Below are 16092 nucleotides of genomic sequence, written 5' to 3'. Positions count from 1 at the left end.
GGAGGATGGCGTGGGACGCAGAGGACCTCTCGGGCACGCCGAACGGGCGGCACCTCGTGGTGGAATGACGGGATGGAGCAGCTTCCACCGCAGACAGCCCCGGAGACAGCCCCGGCGGTCCGGACGGGCTCGGCCCCCGTCGGCAGGCTGGCGCCCGCCGAGCGGCGTCGGACGGCGCGGCACCTGCTGCTCGACGGGTTCGGCCTGGCCGCGCAGGAGAGGCTCGCGGCGTCGCGCGTGGTGGTCGTGGGCGCCGGCGGCCTCGGCTCGCCGGTCCTGCAGTACCTCGCCGCTGCGGGCGTCGGCACGCTCGGCATCATCGACGACGACGTCGTCGAGGCGTCCAACCTGCAGCGACAGGTGCTGCACTCGGTGGCCGACGTCGGGCGCGCCAAGACGGCGTCGGCCGCGGACGTGCTGCGCGGGCTGGCTCCCCAGGTCGAGGTGATAGCGCACGGTGAGCGCCTGACGCGCGACAACGCGGCAGCGATCCTCGGCGGGTACCACCTGGTGGTCGACGGCTCGGACACTTATCAGACTCGCTATGCCGTCTCCGACGCGGCGGCGAGCCTCGGCCTGCCCGTCGTCTGGGGGACCGTGCTGGGCTGGGACGGTCAGGTGAGCGTCTTCTGGTCGGCGGCCCCGGGCGGGCGGGCGATCACCTACCCGGACGTGTACGGCCCGCAGCCGCCGGAGGGGGAGTCGTGCTCGACGGTCGGCGTGCTGAGCCCTGCGTGCGGCGTCGTCGGGTCGACGATGGCTGTCGAGGCGGTCAAGGTCCTGACCGGCACCGGCGATCCGGCGCTGGGCCGGCTGCTGGTCTACGACGCGCGCACCTCCGCGTGGGACGCGATCGAGCTGGCCCCTGCGCCGTCCGGCTCCGCTGCCGAGCCCGCTGAGCCCGCTGAGCCGACGGCGCTGGCTGCACCGACGGCATCCGCCGAGCCGACGGCGCCCCCGGCGCCGGCTCCTTCGGGGAGTCCCGGCGTGCTGCTGCTCGACGTCGGCCTCCGGCCGGGCGCGGTCCCCGGTGCGGTGTTCGTGCGGCTGGAAGACCTTGCGGCCGGAGACCTGCCGCCTGAGCTGCTGGACCACCCGGTCGACGGGCCGGTGCTCGTGGTGTGCGAGCGCGGTCTGCGGTCGCGTGGCGCGGAGCAGCTGCTGCGCGCCGAGGGGTGGCGGGACGTCACCAGCCGCGCGATCCTCGGATGAGGAACCTACCTGGACACGTCCCGTTCACCTGGACGTACCAGACCTTTCGCGGACGAGACACCGCCTGCTCCTAGGTTGACGTCGACCTACCCCCCAGCTCGGACCGGAGAACCTCCGATGACGATCGCTCCTGAACACCGCCCGCTGCTGAATGTGCACACGCACGCGCGCGGCAAGCGCAGCCCCGTCACGTGCCGTCTCAAGTGCAACGACGCGTGCCTCCACCCCGCTCCCAACGAGAGCGCCAACGAGTATTTCAAGGACGTCGTGAGCTCGGTGCTGTCCCGCCGCGCGATGCTGGGCACCATGGCGGTCGCCGCCGGTGCCGTGGTCATCGGCGCGCAGGGTGTCGGCGCGCCGTCGGCCGCTGCCGCGACCCTGCCCGAGGGGCGTCTCCCCGGCCACGGCGGCGGCAAGGGCCTCGCCTTCGGGGCGATCGATCCGCAGCCCGTCGACGTCGACCAGCTCGTGGTGCCCGACGGCTACACCTGGGACCCGATCATCCGCTGGGGCGACCCGATCCTCCCGGGCGCCCGCACGTTCGACCCGTACAACCAGTCGCCGGAGCAGCAGGCCAAGCAGTTCGGCTACAACTGCGACTACCTCGACATCCTGCCGTTCGACGTGGGCGACGAGCGCCGCGGCACGCGCGGCCTCCTGGTGTCGAACCTCGAGTACACCAACGCGGCGATCATGTTCCCGGCCACGGAGAAGTACTGGGAGACCGACGCCGACGGGAACGTCACCGAGACCAGGAACGCCTACGCCCGCGCCATCGAGCGTGCCGCGCACGGCATGGCCGTGGTCGAGGTCCGCCGCAAGGCGCCCGGCAAGCCCTGGTCGTACCAGCGGATCAGCCCGGTCAACCGCCGCATCCACATGGACACCGAGTTCGTCATCGACGGGCCTGCCGCTGGCACGGACCTGATGCGGACGACCGCTGACCCGACAGGCACCCGCGTGCTCGGCACCATGAACAACTGCGCCGGCGGCACCACGCCGTGGGGCACCGTCCTGTCGGGCGAGGAGAACTTCAACGGCTACTTCGTCGCCGCCGGAGCCAACCCGACCGCTGACGCCCGCTACGGCCTGGGCAGCTCCACCAGCTACGGCTGGGAGGCCGACGACCCGCGCTTCGGCGGCGGTGCCGGGTACGAGAACGAGTCCAACCGCTTCGGCTGGATCGTCGAGCTCGACCCGCACGACCCGTCGGCGCCGCCCGTGAAGCACACGGCGCTGGGCCGGTTCAAGCACGAGGGCGCCAACGTCACGCTGTCCCGCCGCGGCCACGCCGTCGCGTACATGGGTGACGACCAGGCGTTCGACTACATCTACAAGTTCGTCTCCAAGGACCGGGTCGCCAAGGGCAGCTCCCGGCGGGCGCGGGAGCACAACAAGACCCTGCTCTCCGAGGGCGACCTGTACGTCGCCAAGCTCACCGGTGACTCGCCGGCCGCCGAGATCGACGGCTCGGGCGCGCTGCCGTCCGACGGCGCCTTCGACGGCTCCGGCGAGTGGCTGCCCCTGGTGCTCGACGGCGCCAGCCAGGTGGCCGGCATGTCCGTCGAGGAGGTGCTGGTCTACACGCGCCTTGCGGCCGACACGGTCGGCGCCACCAAGATGGACCGCCCCGAGGACGTCGAGATCAGCCCGGTCACGGGCCGCATCTACGTGGCGTGCACCAACAACTCGGGCCGCACCCCTGGCAACCGCACCGAGGGCGCGACGGAGGCGAACCCGCGCGACCACAAGGTCCAGGGTGGCGCCACCATCAACGGCAACCGCGACGGGCACGTCGTCGAGATCATCCCCTCGGGTGACCAGACCTCCACCCGCTTCACGTGGAACCTGCTGCTCGTCGCCGGCGACCCCGCCGTCGAGGGCACGTACTTCGCGGGCTACCCGAAGGACCGGGTCTCGCCGATCTCCTGCCCGGACAACCTGGCGTTCGACGCCGAGGGCAACCTCTGGATCTCGACCGACGGCCAGCCGAGCTCCAGCGGCATCGCCAAGTGCGACGGCCTGTTCAAGGTGCCGGTGGCGGGCCGCGAGCGCGGGCACGTGCAGCAGTTCCTCTCGGTGCCGGCCGGCGCAGAGACCTGCGGCCCGATCATCGACTCCCGTGACGGCATGGTCTACGTGAACGTGCAGCACCCGGGCGAGGACGGCACGTTCGACGCCCCGCAGTCGTTCTTCCCCGACTACATCGCAGCGGGTGCTCCGGTGGAGGCCGGCGACTTCCGCGGCCCGCGTCCCACCGTGGTGCAGGTCTACCGCGGCCGGGGCCGCGGCAACGGGAACGGTCGCTCCGACCGCTGACCCGGTCACGCCTCGCCTGACCGTCGAGTGCCGGCTGTGTGTTGCCCTGAGTGGGGGTCACCGACACATGGCCGGCACTCGCCTGTCAGCGGGCTCGACCACCCGAGGAGGCTCGCCTCGCGCGATGTCACACCCGCGGGATGCGATCGGGCCTCCGCGGCGTTCGTAGACTTGATGACCGTGACCACCCCGCCCCCTGAGCCCGCGCGCGCACCCCTGACGGTGAGCGGCGCGCACGGCACCGTGCCCCGCGAGCCGGACGGCGCGTACCTCGACCACGCCGCGACCACGCCGATGTCGGCGGCGGCGCTCGCCGCGTTCGTGGCCGCTGCGCAGCGCACCGGCAACGCGTCGTCGCTGCACTCAGCGGGCCGCACGGCACGGCGCACCGTCGAGGAGGCGCGGGAGACGCTCGCGAAGGCGCTCGGCGCGCGGCCCAGCGAGGTCATCTTCACGTCGGGCGGCACCGAGGCCGACAACCTGGCGATCAAGGGCATCTTCTGGGGTCGGCGTGCGCAGGACACCCGTCGCTGCCGCGTCCTGGTCTCCGGCGTCGAGCACCACGCGGTGCTCGACCCGGCGTTCTGGCTGGCCGGCCACGCGGGCGCGGAGATCGTGCTGCTGCCCGTCGACGGCGAGGGCCGGCTCGACCTGGACGCGCTGCGCGCAGAGCTCGCCGCGCACGCCGACGAGACCGCGCTGATCAGCGTCATGTGGGCCAACAACGAGGTGGGCACGCTCCAGCCCGTCCGCGACGTCGTGCGCGCGGCACGCCCGTACGGCATCCCCGTGCACACCGACGCAGTCCAGGCCGTCGGCCAGACCGAGGTGGACTTCGCGGAGTCGGGCGTCGACGCCATGACGGTGAGCGGACACAAGCTGGGCGGCCCCGTCGGCGTCGGCGCCCTGCTCGCCAAGCGCGACCTCGCGCTCGACGCCGTGCTGCACGGCGGCGGCCAGGAGCGCGGCGTGCGCTCCGGGACGCTCGACGCGGCATCGATATCGGCCTTCGGCGTCGCCGCGCACCATGCCGTCGGATGCATGCCGGAGCGCGCCGCCCGGCTGGCCGCCCTGCGTGACGACCTTGTCGCCAGGGTGCGCGCGGCGGCGCCCACCGCTGTGCTGCGCGGCCCGGAGCCGACGCCGCATCCCGCGGACGAACGGGGGACGCCCGGGGACTCGTCGGCCGGCCCGCAGGGTTCGGTCGACCGGCTGCCCGGCAACGCGCACTTCACCTTCCCCGGCGCGGAGGGCGACTCCCTGCTGTACCTGCTGGACTCGGCGGGAGTGCAGGCCTCGACCGGTTCGGCGTGCCAGGCTGGCGTACCGCAGCCGTCGCACGTGCTCCTGGCGATGGGCGTGCCCGAGACCGAGGCCCGCGGAGCCCTGCGGTTCTCGCTCGGGGCCACGTCGACAGAGGCCGACGTCGACCGGCTGGTCGCCGCGCTGCCCCAGGTGGTGGCGCGCGCGCAGGCCGCTGGGCTGGTGTCCGGCCGAGGACAAGGAGGCATGTCATGAGGGTGCTCGCTGCGATGTCGGGTGGTGTGGACTCAGCGGTCGCCGCGGCGCTCGCCGTCGAGGCGGGGCACGACGTCGTGGGGGTGCACATGGCGCTGTCCCGGAACCGCGACCAGTTCCGCACGGGATCGCGCGGCTGCTGCTCCATCGAGGACGCGGGCGACGCCCGCCGTGCCGCCGACCTGCTCGGCATCCCCTACTACGTGTGGGACCTGTCCGAGCGCTTCGAGGACACCGTGGTGGCCGACTTCCTGTCGGAGTACGAGGCCGGCCGCACCCCCAACCCCTGCGTGCGCTGCAACGAGCACATCAAGTTCGAGGCGCTCCTCGACAAGGCGACGGCACTCGGGTTCGACGCCGTCGCGACGGGCCACTACGCGCGGATCGAGACGCGCGAGGTCGCGCTGCCCGACGGCGGCCGGCGCACCGTGCGCGAGCTGCACCGCTCGCCGAACGACGCCAAGGACCAGTCGTACGTCCTGGCGGTCGCAGGGGCCGACCGGCTCTCCCGCGCGATGTTCCCGCTCGGCGGGTTCGCGTCCAAGGACGAGGTGCGGGCCGAGGCCGCGCGACGCGGGCTGTCGGTGTCGGCGAAGCCCGACTCCTACGACATCTGCTTCGTCGCCGACGGCGACACCCGCGGCTTCCTGCAGTCCCGGCTGGGCTCGCGCCCCGGCGAGGTGGTGGACGTCGACGGCGAGGTCGTGGGCGAGCACGACGGCGCGTACTCGTTCACGGTGGGCCAGCGCAAGGGGCTGGGCCTCGGCCGCCCGGCCGCCGACGGCAGGGCGCGGTACGTGGTCGATGTGCAGCCAGCGACGAACACGGTGGTCGTGGGTCCCGCCGAGCTGCTGAGCGTGGACCGGATCGCGGGGGAGAAGGCCCTGTGGTTCGACGGGGTGCTGGACGAGCCTGCTGCGCCGGTCGATCCTGCCGGGACCACCGCCAGCGTCGTCCAGGACCCGGACGGGTGGTTCGACGCCGAGGTGCAGGTCCGTGCCCACGGTGCCCCCGTCCCGGCACGGGTGCGGTCAACCGCCCACGCCGCCGACGCGTATGGTGACGACGTACCAGAAGGTGAGCGGCCGGCGACGTCAGCGGCAGGGGCGGAGACGCCCGCACCCGCCATGGAGATCGAGCTCACCGGGGCACCGCTGCGGGGCGTCGCCGCGGGACAGTCGGTCGTGGTGTACCGCGGCACTCGTGTGCTGGGCCAGGCGACGGTCTCCCGAGCCTGGCGAGCCCCTGCGCCGCGAGCTCGCTGACTTCGGTCCCTTGGGATGAGATCGGTCGGTCGGCTGGCCGATCTCATCCCGAGAGACCGATCTCGTCCGCGGAGCATCGACTGGCTTCCTACCTGCTCGACACATAGCTGAACAAGGAGAGCTGATGACTGCTGTGAGCGGACACGGGCCGTGGCCCGGGGGCGAGCGCGACGTGCTCGAGGCACAGCAGACGGCGCTCGGCGAGCTCGCCGAGCTGCCGACCGGTGTCGACGCGGTGCCGTTCCTGACCCAGCTGACGCAGCGCGGGCCGGGCGCCGACGTCCTGGGACGGACGGCGGTGCGCCTCACCGAGATGCCCGTCGAGCTGGGCCCGCACGGCTGGAAGCTCACCGAACGTCCCGGCCTCGACGCGCGGCGTGCCGAGGCGTTCTGGCGCGAGGACCTCGGCGCCCTCGCCGTCGCGGCGCACGGCCACACGGGTCCGCTCACCGTCGAGCTGCTGGGGCCGTGGACGCTGGCGGCCCAGCTCTGGTCCGCGCGCGGGGACCGAGTCCTTGCCGACACCGGAGCCCGGGCCGACCTGGGCCTCGCGCTCGCCGAGAGCCTGCGCACGCTGGTGTCGGACCTCGTGGCCCAGGTGCCAGGCGCCGAGGTCACGGTGCAGCTCGCCGAGCCCCTGCTCGGTCAGGTGCACGCGGGCGTCCTGCCGACGTTCTCCGGGTTCTCGCGGCTGCGGGCGGTGGCCGGACCAGAGATCGTCGAAGGGCTCGAGCCGGTGCTGGCGGCCGTGCGGGACGCCGGTGCGCGGTCCGTCGTGCACCTCGGTGGCACCTGGGTCGGCGTGCCGCCCGTCGTGCTCGCCGGTGCCGACGCGCTGGGCCTCGACCTGGCCGCCGTCGGGCCGGACGGCTGGAACGAGCGGGCCTGGGAGCTGTTGGCCCGGGCCGTCGAGCGTGGCACCGGGCTCTGGGCAGGGCTGCCGCCGGCGCAGGTCTCGCAGTGTGCAGGACCTGCGCTCGGCCGGCTCGCCGACCTCGTTGCGGTCCCGTGGCGGCGGATCGGCCTGCCCGCCGCACGGCTCGCGGACGTGACGCTGCTGGCGGCACCTCGCTCGTCGCTCGGCTCGTCCGACGCTCACCGTGCGGAGCTGGCCAACCTCGGCCGCATCGCCGAGACCCTGGCGGAACGCGCGGAGGCGTGACGGTCTCGAACGGGGTGAGCGCAGGAGGTGAGAGCAGCCCGCGAGTCAGCTGCTCAGGCGGTTCCAGAGGAACGTCCAGTGGGTGGCCGCCATGTACGCGGCCTGTGCGTTGTTCGCCGCCCCGCCGTGGCCGCCCTCGATGTTCTCGTAGTAGGTCACGTCCTTGTCCGCGGCCAGCATGAGCGCCGCCATCTTGCGGGCATGGCCAGGGTGCACGCGGTCGTCCTTTGTCGACGTCGTGAACAGCACCGGCGGGTAGTCGCGCGCGGCGTCGAACAGGTGGTACGGCGAGAACGTCTGGAGGAACTCCCACTCGTCGCTGTCCGGGTCGCCGTACTCCGCCATCCAGGACGCGCCCGCGAGCAGGTGCGAGTACCGCTTCATGTCCAGCAGCGGGACGCCCACGATGATCGCCCCGAAGAGCTCCGGGTAACGCGTGAGCATGTTGCCGGCGAGCAGACCGCCGTTCGAGCGGCCCTCCATCCCGAGCTGCGCGGGGACGGTGACGCCGCTGGCGACGAGGTCGCGCGCGACGGCGGCGAAGTCCTCGTACGCCCGGTGGCGGTGCTGCTTCAGCGCGGCCTGGTGCCACGCCGGTCCGTACTCGCCGCCGCCGCGGATGTTCGCCACGGCGTACACCCCGCCGCGCTCCAGCCACGCGCGCCCGACCGTGCCCGAGTACCCCGGCAGGATCGCGTGCTCGAAACCGCCGTAGCCCCACAGCAGCGTGGGTGCGGGCCCCGCCTCGCCCTCGACGCGGTCCGCCCGGCCGACGACGAAGTACGGCACGCGCGTCCCGTCGTCCGACTCGGTGAACCGCTGGCGGACCGCGAGCCCTGCCGCCTCGAAGTAGGAGGGCGCCGACTTCAGCACCTCTGGGGCCGACGGCCGCGGCGCGCCGACGGTGGTGAGCCCCAGCGTCGAGGGGGTCAGGTAACCGGTGGTGACCACCCAGACGTCGTCGGAGTCGATGACGTCCACCGCGCCGACGCCGACGGTGAGCAGCTCGCCCCCGACGGGCAGCTCGGAGCGCACCCAGCCGGCGGTCCCGGCCGCCGACGGCGATGACGGCGATGACGGCGGGGTCAGCACGTGCAGCAGGTTCTTCACGTCGTCGAGCACGTTGAGCACCAGGTGGTTCCGCGTCCAGGTGATCCCGGCGAGCGACGTCGTCGGCGTCGGCTCGAAGAGGACCGTCAGGTCGCGCGACCCGGCCATGAAGTCGTCGAAGCCCGTGGCAAGGAGCGAGCCGGCGCGGTAGGTGGTGTCGCCGAGCACCCAGTCGTCGCGCAGACGCACCAGCATCCACTCGCGGTGCAGGCCGACGTTCGCCGAGTCGGGCACGTCGATCTTCGTCAGGGTCTGGTCGGCTGTGCCCACGCCCGTGGCGAGGTAGGTCTCGTTGGCGTAGAACCGCAGGGCGCGGTGCACCAGGTCGCGCTCGAAGCCCGGGGTGTGGGAGCGCGAGGCGCTGATGGACATGTCCTGCTCCGTGCCCTCGTAGACGAGGGCCGCCTCGGCCAGCGGCGTGCCGCGGCGCCACCGCTTCACCTGCCGTGGGTAGCCCGACGGCGTCATGGTGCCGGCGCCGAAGTCCGTGTACACGTAGACGGTCTCCGAGTCGACCCAGGACATCCCGCCCTTGGCCTGCGCGCGGACGAACCCGCCGTCGCTCTCGGGCACGAACTGCTTGGTGACCAGGTCGAACTCGCGGGTGACGTCGGAGTCGGAGCCGCCGGGCGACAGGTCGACCAGCGCGTGCCTGCGGGGCTCGCCGGCCGCGAGCTGCTCCGGCGTCGGGCGCAGGACGCTCGCGCCGTGCCAGACCCAGCTCTCCCCCTCCTGCGCCGCGAGCGCGTCGAGGTCGAGGACCGTCTCCCACTCGGGGTCGTCGGTCCGGTACGACTCGAGCGTGGCGCGGCGCCACAGGCCACGCTGGTGCTCGGCGTCCTGCCAGAAGTTGTAGTAGTGGCTCCCGACCTTCGAGACGTGCGGGATCTTGTCGTCCGAGTCGAGGACCTCGCGCACCGCCAGCTCCGTCGCGGCGAAGTCGGTGCCGCCGAGCGCCTCCGCGCTGTGCGCGTTGCGCTCGCGGACCCAGCCAAGGGCGGTGTCGCCGTCGACGTCCTCGAGCCAGGCGAACGGGTCGGTGCCCGCTGGGTCGAGGGGGGTGACCGGGAGAGCGGATCGGGGGGCGGTCTGGGTGTGCTCGACGCTCATGGTGAGCACCCTACGCGGCCGGTCGCAGCATCCGCCGCCGGTGGACAACTTGCCGTAGCCTGAGCGATACGCGCCCGTTTTTTGCCGTAATGTGGGGTTATTGGGCCATGGTGCTGCCACATTCCTCAGTGGCACATATTTTCGCTCCTCGCACCACGGTCGTGCCCTTCCACGCGTGGGACGCGCTGTGGTAGAAACTGCACTCCAGGGGGTTGTTCGCCCCCTCCAGCCGAGTTCGTGGAGCAGGTCGCGGTAATTCGCCGTGTCCGGCCTTCCCAAACTCTGACGAGACAACTATTAGGGGGATCGGCTCGGTGAGCTCGATGTCTTCTTCTCCTCCGCCGAGCAGGCTGCGCCAGGTTGCGCCCTGGGTATGCGTCGCCGGCGTGCTTGCCTATGTACTCGTAGCGCCCGTCCTGTTCACCGCCACCGGGGCCTCGTCCACGTGGCCCGCATGGCTCGTCGGCATCGCTGCCATCGGGCTCGCCGTGGCGGCCGCGCTGATCGCCGCACGGTCCTCACGGGACGATCTCGCAGCGCACGAGGACCTCGTTCTCGCGCACCGTCGGGCCGAGGAGCGCGCCGAGGCGGCTTCCATGGCGCTCGACGCCCTGGCGAAGGAGCAGCTGCCCGCGTTCCTCGACAGCGAGCCCGCCCCGCCGTTGCCCCACCTTCCCGGTGACGCGGGCGCCCAGGCCCGGCTGGACGAGGCAGCAGCCATGCTTGCCAGGGTCCAGGAGGAGCGGGTCGCCCGCCGGGACGCCGTCCAGGTCGCCGTGGTCGCCCTGAGCCGCAAGGTCCAGGCCGCCGCGCACCGTATCCAGGAGGAGGCGGCGCGGATGGTGCAGCGCCACCCCACCGACCCGGACATCCTCCAGACGTCCATGCGCGTGGACCACGCCGCGGCCCAGCAGGCCCGCCAGGCACAGAGCCTCGCGGCACTGTGCGGCGAGTGGCCTGGTCAGCAGTGGAGCGAGCCGCTCCCGCTGCCCGACGTCGTCAAGGGTGCCGCCAGCCGCATCACCGCGTTCCACCGGGTCGAGGTGTCGGGTGACCCCGGCGTCGCCGTCTCTGCGCGCATCGTCGAGCCGCTCATCCACCTCGTGGCCGAGCTGCTCTCCAACGCCACGCAGTCCTCGCCGCCCACCACGCAGGTGCTGGTCTCGCTGCGGCAGGTGCAGCGCGGCGCGGTCGTCGAGATCGACGACTGCGGTGTGGGTCTCGACCTCAAGCAGCTCGAGCAGGCGCGTGACATCGCCTCGGGCAAGCGCGAGATCAGCATCACCGAGCTCGGTGAGATCCCGCAGACCGGCCTTGCCGTCGTCGGTACCTACGCCCGCCGCCACGGCTTCCGCGTGGACGTCACCGAGTCGGTGTACGGCGGCCTCCGCGCCATCGTCATGATCCCGGCGGAGCTCACCGAGGCAGTGGTGCCGACGGGGATGCTCACGCCGGCCGCGACCCTGCCGAGCGCAGGCAACCCGTCCACCGGGGCCTCGGCTCTCGGGTCCCGACGTAGCGCCACCGCCGTCGTCGAGCAGCAGCTCGCACCAGAGCTGCCCACAGCCAAGCCTGCGGACGACGACGAGTGGCCGGCCCCCGCTGCGCCCGACCCTGCGACCGTGGTCCCTGTCGAGCCGCTGAGCGCGCCAGGCGCCGTGGTCGACGACGAGGAGGAGACGCCAGTGGCCGGTGCCCACGTGAAGGCCCCGGGCGAGCTGCCCCTGCGTCCTGGGCGGGCCCGCCCCGAGGACGACGAGTTCCCCGAGCCGTCCGCACTTCCGCAGCGGCGATCACGCCGTGGAGAGGCGGAGGCGCCCGACGACCGGACCAAGACCGCGGAGCCCCGTACCGAAGCTCCCGGTCCCGTGCAATCGGCCGAAGAGGCCGGTGAGTGGATGGGTGCCTTCTTCAGTTCGAGCGAGGCGCGGTTCGGGGACTCATCTGACAGCAGCGAGCCGCCGGCTGGAGCCGGCGGAACTTCGGAGGACCGATGACTACGCAGGCCGACGGCATGACAAGCACCGACGGCAACAGCTGGATGCTCGAGCTCATCAGTGGTGTACGGGGGGTCAAGCATGTTGTGGTGCTCACCTCGGACGGCCTGATGAAGGTTCGGACGGACCAGACCCCGCTCGACACGGCCGACAAGGTGGCCGCGGCGTGTGCCGGACTTGCGGCACTGGGGATCGGAATGAGCAGAGAGTTCGGAAACAGCGACACGATTCGCCAGATTGTGGTGGAATTCGACGGAGGGTTCCTCTTTGTCCGGGGGGCCGGTGACGGTTCCCGTCTCGCGGTCGTCACCGACCCGGTGATCGACCCGGCGCTGATTGCCCAGCAGATGCAGGCCCAGGTCCTCATGATCGGAGAGCGCACCCTGGGCACGGAGCGGATCACCAGCTGATCCCGCACCAGGCGCCGTCGAAGGAAAGCAGTGCTCGGGCCCTGCGGGGCTCGATTGTTCAGGCACCACCAGCTCGACCGATACCTGACCGACCGACAGGGGGCGAGGGGATGGACACCGAGGAGTACCGCGACCACCCGGTGCGCTCATACGTGCTCACCTCGGGGCGGGCGCACCCGTCGCGCAACACGCTGCGACCAGAGACTCTTGTCCGTGCCGTCGAGAGCCGTCCCGTGCTCTCGACGGCGGGCCGGCTGGAGCGCGAGCTGGTGCAGCTGTGCCAAGGCACGCTCGCGCTCGCAGAGGTCGCGGCGTACCTGCAGCTACCGGTCAGCCTCGTGGCGGTCATGGTCTCGGACCTGGTCGACTCGGGGAACCTGACGATTCGTTCCAACCATCAAGCGCACGTCCTGCCCGGCAAGGACATCCTGGAGAAGATTCTCGATGGACTCCGCAAGCTCTGACCGCACTGCGCCCGAGCGGCATCTGGCGCCGACCGTGGCACGGTCGGTCAAGGTGCTCGTCGTCGGTGCCTTCGGGGTGGGCAAGACGACGCTGATCGGTGCGGTCAGCGAGATCGATCCGCTGCGCACCGAGGAACGCATCACCACGGCGAGCGTCGGCATCGACCCGGGGCAGCCGAACAAGGAGACCACGACGGTCGCGATGGACTTCGGTCGCATCACCGTGACCGAGGACATCGCCCTGTACCTGTTCGGCACCCCGGGCCAGCGCCGTTTCTGGGACCTGTGGGCAGGCCTGGCCGACGGCGCCGTCGGCGCGCTGGTCATGATCGACACCCGGCACCTCGAGGACAGCTTCGAGGTCCTGGACCAGCTGGAGCTGCGGACCAAGATCCCGTTCGCCGTGGTCGTCAACCAGTTCCCGGACTCGCCGGACTACCCGCTGGAGCGCGTGCGCGCGGCACTGGACCTGCTGCCGGAGACCCCCATCGTGGAGTGCGACGCCAGGGACCGGCAGTCCGCCGTGCTCACCCTCATCACCCTGGTCGAGCACGCCATGACCTTCCCGGTGTTCCAGAAGGTCAACGCGTGACGTTGGCCAACAGACTGCATCTCCGGCTGGAAGACATCTCGGACCGGATGCAGCTGTCGGACATCACGACGGCCCGGGACCCGCACAAGCTGTACGAGCAGCTCCGCGACGAGTGGGGCCCGGTCGCGCCGATGGACCTGGAGCCGGGCGTGCCTGCGTGGCTCGTGCTCGGGTACGACGAGGCGAGCAGCGTCATGCGCAACGAGCTGCTGTTCTCCCGCAACTCCCGCAACTGGCGGTACGTGCAGGAGCGTTCCCTCCCCGCGGACTCCGGGGTGTTCGCCGCCCTGGCACCCCGCGAGAACGCGTACTTCCTCGACGGGATGCAGCAGCGCCGGCTGCGTGCCCCGCTCGACGACGCGCTGAGCGGCGTCGACGAGAAGCGACTTGCCCGCACCGTCGCGGTGACGTGCGAGGCGATCATCGACCGCCTGATGCCGCGTGGTGAGGCAGACCTCGTGAGCGAGTACGCGGTGTCCGTCCCCGTCATGGTCATGACCGAGATGTTCGGCATGAGCCTGTCCGACGGGAACAAGATGCACGAGCTCACCGAGGCCGTGTACGCGGGCAAGGAGAAGGCCCGCGCGGCCGCCGCCGAGCAGGAGTCGCTGCTGGCCGTGCTCGTGGCGACGCACCGTGCCGAGCCCGGCGAGGACCTGACCACCACGCTGGTGAACCATCCGAACCACGAGAACGACGTCGAGGTGATGGCGTCGATCGGCGTGATGTTCAGCCTGGGGCACGACGCCGAGATCGCGTGGATCGCCAGCACGCTGCACATGATCCTGACCGACCCGGCGTTCGCCGCGCGGGTCCGGCGCGGCCGCCTCGACCTGGACGACGCGCTGGACGAGGTGTCGCGGCGGCACCCGCCCGCGCCGCACGTGCTGCCCCGGTTCGCCCGGCAGGACTGCGAGCTGGGCGGGCGCCGGATCGCCTACGGTGACGCCCTCGTGCCCGCTGTCGCCGCCGCGAACGCCGACCGCGCCATCCGCACGGACGACCCATGGGAGGAGCTGGGCAGCCGGTTCCACCTCACGTGGGGTGCCGGTGCGCACGCCTGCCCTGCCCACCGCATCGGTCCGCTCATCGGCCGCATCGCCGTGGACACCCTGCTGCGCAGGATCCTCGACATGGAGCTGACGGTGCCCGCCGACGTGCTCACGATGTCGGTCTCGCCGTGGTCGCGCTACCCGCGCAGCCTCCCGGTCCGGTTCACCTCTCCGCCCACGGAGGGCGGTCCACGGACCGAGCGCTGACCCTGCTCCGCCGCCGGCCGAGCCTGTCGGTACCCCGACACGCTCGACCGGCGGTGCGTCAGGACTCGCTGCCGACGCGGTCCTTGGGCGCCTGCTGAGCGATCCGCTCCTTGAGCCGCGGCACCACGTTCTTGTAGACGGACGGCTCGATCGGCAGGAGCCACTGCATCGTCCGGACGCCCGAGCCGATGTTCACGCCGGCCTCGTCGAGCGTCTCGTCGATCTGGTGCATCGAGAACGGGATGACGTTGGTGCCCCTCGCGTGCTTGCCGCCCGTGCGCTGCTGCATCCACGCCACCCGCTCGGCCACCTGCCTGCGCCGCTCCTCGACCGAGGGCAGGTCGATGGTGCCTGCCAGGTACGCGGCGATCCAGATGGCGCCCGCCTCGGCGGACAGCGGGGAGAACAGCGACGAGTTGTAGCCGGCGAAGGTCAGGTTCGGCACACCCTCGGGCAGGATCTGGCGGTAGAGCTGGTAGTTGCCGTTGTCGTCCAGCAGGCGTGCGGACACGGTGTCGTCGAGGAACGGCACGCGCTGGTGGAACCCGGTGCCGCAGACCACCAGGTCGGCCGGGATCCGGGCGCCGTCGCTGAGGACAGCCACCGGGCGGCCGCCCTCGGTCTCGAACCGCTCGATCTCGGTGTCGCGGTGCACCTTGATCGCTCCGGCGGCGACCTGCTCGTAGAACCCGTCCGTCGAGAGCGACACGGTGCTGTTGGCGATGTCGGCGAACTCGCCGTTGGGGACCAGCCCGAGCTTCTTGAGCTTGAACTGCCAGGTCGCGACCGACCCGATGCTCGAGAGCATGCCGGCGCGCACCTTGTTCCCCGGGCCGTGCAGGAACCGCTCCATCCCGTTGTCCAGCTCCTGGTAGCGGAACAGCGCCTCGCCAAGGCGGGACAGCAGCAGGTACTTCATGTTCAGCGTGCTGGCGATGCGCTTCGGCATCTTCCACAGGAGGCGTCGGGCCACCACGGTGGTGGACTCCGCCACGGGGCCGATCTCGGCGGCGACGTCGCATGCCGACTTGCCGTACCCGACCACGACGACGTGCTTGCCGCGGGTGTCGTCCAGCGTGTTGAGCTGGCTGGAGGCGACGAGCTTGCCGCCGGCGCGGACGAGGTCGGCGTAGCCCTCGTACTGCGGGAAGACCGGGTCGGAGAAGATCCCGTTGGCGACCACGAGGTGATCGAACTTCTCGGGCGCGGAGACCGGGGCACCGATGCGGCGGGCCGTGATCATCCAGCCGTCCTCCGCGTCGGTCGGCTCGGCGCGCACGACCTCTGTGGCGAGCCGCAGGTGCGGGCGCAGCTCGAACTTCGCGACGTAGCGCTCGAGATAGGCCTGGACCTGCTCACCGGTCGGCCACTCGGGGTAGTCCCGGGGCATCGGCAGGTCGGAGAAGGCGTACGAGTCCTTGTTGTTCTGCGTTCGCAGGCCGGTGTACCGGCGCGTGGCGCTCCATACACCGCCGACGTCCGGCGCCTTCTCGAAGACGGTGACGTCGTGCTCGAACTCGCGGAGAATCTTCGCGGTGGCCAGTCCTGCGAAACCGGCACCGACGACGGCGATCTTCAAGGGGCCCCTGCTCTCAGTAGATTCCTGGCATTTTTCTCGAATGGTAGCGGGACGTCGGCGGTGTGCGATAGGGGCGGATCGGGGTGTATGCCCAG

At 71.7% G+C, this 16092-nt stretch carries 12 protein-coding genes; 10 read left to right on the top strand and 2 right to left on the bottom strand.

From position 1 onward, the window contains the following. Positions 1-72 precede the first annotated feature (72 nt). From ACFS27_RS05995 to ACFS27_RS05975, 5 genes are all read left to right on the top strand, one after another. Positions 73-1212 (top strand): ThiF family adenylyltransferase, encoded by a 1140-nt coding sequence (locus ACFS27_RS05995; RefSeq protein WP_377180949.1) that lies wholly within the window; start codon positions 73-75, stop codon positions 1210-1212. Between the two features lie 117 nt (positions 1213-1329). Next, entirely contained in the window at positions 1330-3531 is a 2202-nt protein-coding gene (locus ACFS27_RS05990; RefSeq protein WP_377180947.1) for a PhoX family protein, read from the top strand. Between the two features lie 294 nt (positions 3532-3825). Beyond that, complete coding sequence (locus ACFS27_RS05985) at positions 3826-5049, top strand: cysteine desulfurase family protein (RefSeq protein WP_377183619.1); 1224 nt, start codon at positions 3826-3828, stop codon at positions 5047-5049. Further along, positions 5046-6314 carry a tRNA 2-thiouridine(34) synthase MnmA gene (gene mnmA, locus ACFS27_RS05980; protein ID WP_377180945.1) on the top strand — a complete coding sequence of 423 codons (1269 nt, stop codon included), beginning with the start codon at positions 5046-5048 and terminating at the stop codon, positions 6312-6314. Before ACFS27_RS05985 ends, mnmA begins: the two co-directional genes overlap by 4 nt. 124 nt (positions 6315-6438) lie before the next feature. Continuing rightward, positions 6439-7476 (top strand): hypothetical protein, encoded by a 1038-nt coding sequence (locus ACFS27_RS05975; RefSeq protein WP_377180943.1) that lies wholly within the window; start codon positions 6439-6441, stop codon positions 7474-7476. 45 nt (positions 7477-7521) lie between these two features. On the opposite strand, the gene ACFS27_RS05970 is transcribed toward ACFS27_RS05975, so the two are convergent. Continuing rightward, the gene (locus ACFS27_RS05970) at positions 7522-9696 is read right to left on the bottom strand and encodes a prolyl oligopeptidase family serine peptidase (RefSeq protein ID WP_377180941.1); all 2175 of its coding nucleotides are present in this window, start codon (positions 9694-9696) and stop codon (positions 7522-7524) included. 323 nt (positions 9697-10019) lie between these two features. Here ACFS27_RS05970 and ACFS27_RS05965 point away from each other — a divergent pair, with 323 nt between their 5' ends. The 5 genes from ACFS27_RS05965 to ACFS27_RS05945 all read left to right on the top strand — a co-directional run bounded on the left by ACFS27_RS05965 (position 10020) and on the right by ACFS27_RS05945 (position 14418). Beyond that, entirely contained in the window at positions 10020-11693 is a 1674-nt protein-coding gene (locus tag ACFS27_RS05965; protein WP_377180939.1) for an ATP-binding protein, read from the top strand. Beyond that, on the top strand, positions 11690-12103 hold the full coding sequence (locus tag ACFS27_RS05960; RefSeq protein WP_253876930.1) for a roadblock/LC7 domain-containing protein: 414 nt from the start codon (positions 11690-11692) through the stop codon (positions 12101-12103). Before ACFS27_RS05965 ends, ACFS27_RS05960 begins: the two co-directional genes overlap by 4 nt. 110 nt (positions 12104-12213) lie before the next feature. After that, on the top strand, positions 12214-12567 hold the full coding sequence (locus tag ACFS27_RS05955) for a DUF742 domain-containing protein (protein ID WP_377180937.1): 354 nt from the start codon (positions 12214-12216) through the stop codon (positions 12565-12567). Further along, positions 12548-13159: a GTP-binding protein gene (locus ACFS27_RS05950; protein ID WP_377180935.1), complete on the top strand. Its 612-nt coding sequence runs from the start codon at positions 12548-12550 to the stop codon at positions 13157-13159. Before ACFS27_RS05955 ends, ACFS27_RS05950 begins: the two co-directional genes overlap by 20 nt. Beyond that, the gene (locus ACFS27_RS05945; RefSeq protein WP_377180933.1) at positions 13156-14418 is read left to right on the top strand and encodes a cytochrome P450; all 1263 of its coding nucleotides are present in this window, start codon (positions 13156-13158) and stop codon (positions 14416-14418) included. The genes ACFS27_RS05950 and ACFS27_RS05945 overlap by 4 nt, the downstream gene beginning before the upstream one ends. Before the next feature lie 58 nt (positions 14419-14476). Here the strand turns inward: ACFS27_RS05945 and ACFS27_RS05940 are convergent, their stop codons facing one another. Then, the gene (locus ACFS27_RS05940) at positions 14477-15997 is read right to left on the bottom strand and encodes a flavin-containing monooxygenase (protein WP_377180930.1); all 1521 of its coding nucleotides are present in this window, start codon (positions 15995-15997) and stop codon (positions 14477-14479) included. Between the last annotated feature and the right edge of the window lie 95 nt (positions 15998-16092).

This window comes from Promicromonospora vindobonensis, from assembly GCF_042685865.1.
Lineage (GTDB): Bacteria > Actinomycetota > Actinomycetes > Actinomycetales > Cellulomonadaceae > Promicromonospora > Promicromonospora vindobonensis.
The sequence above is the reverse complement of the archived record's forward strand: the minus strand, read 5'-3'. Positions and strand labels throughout refer to the sequence as shown.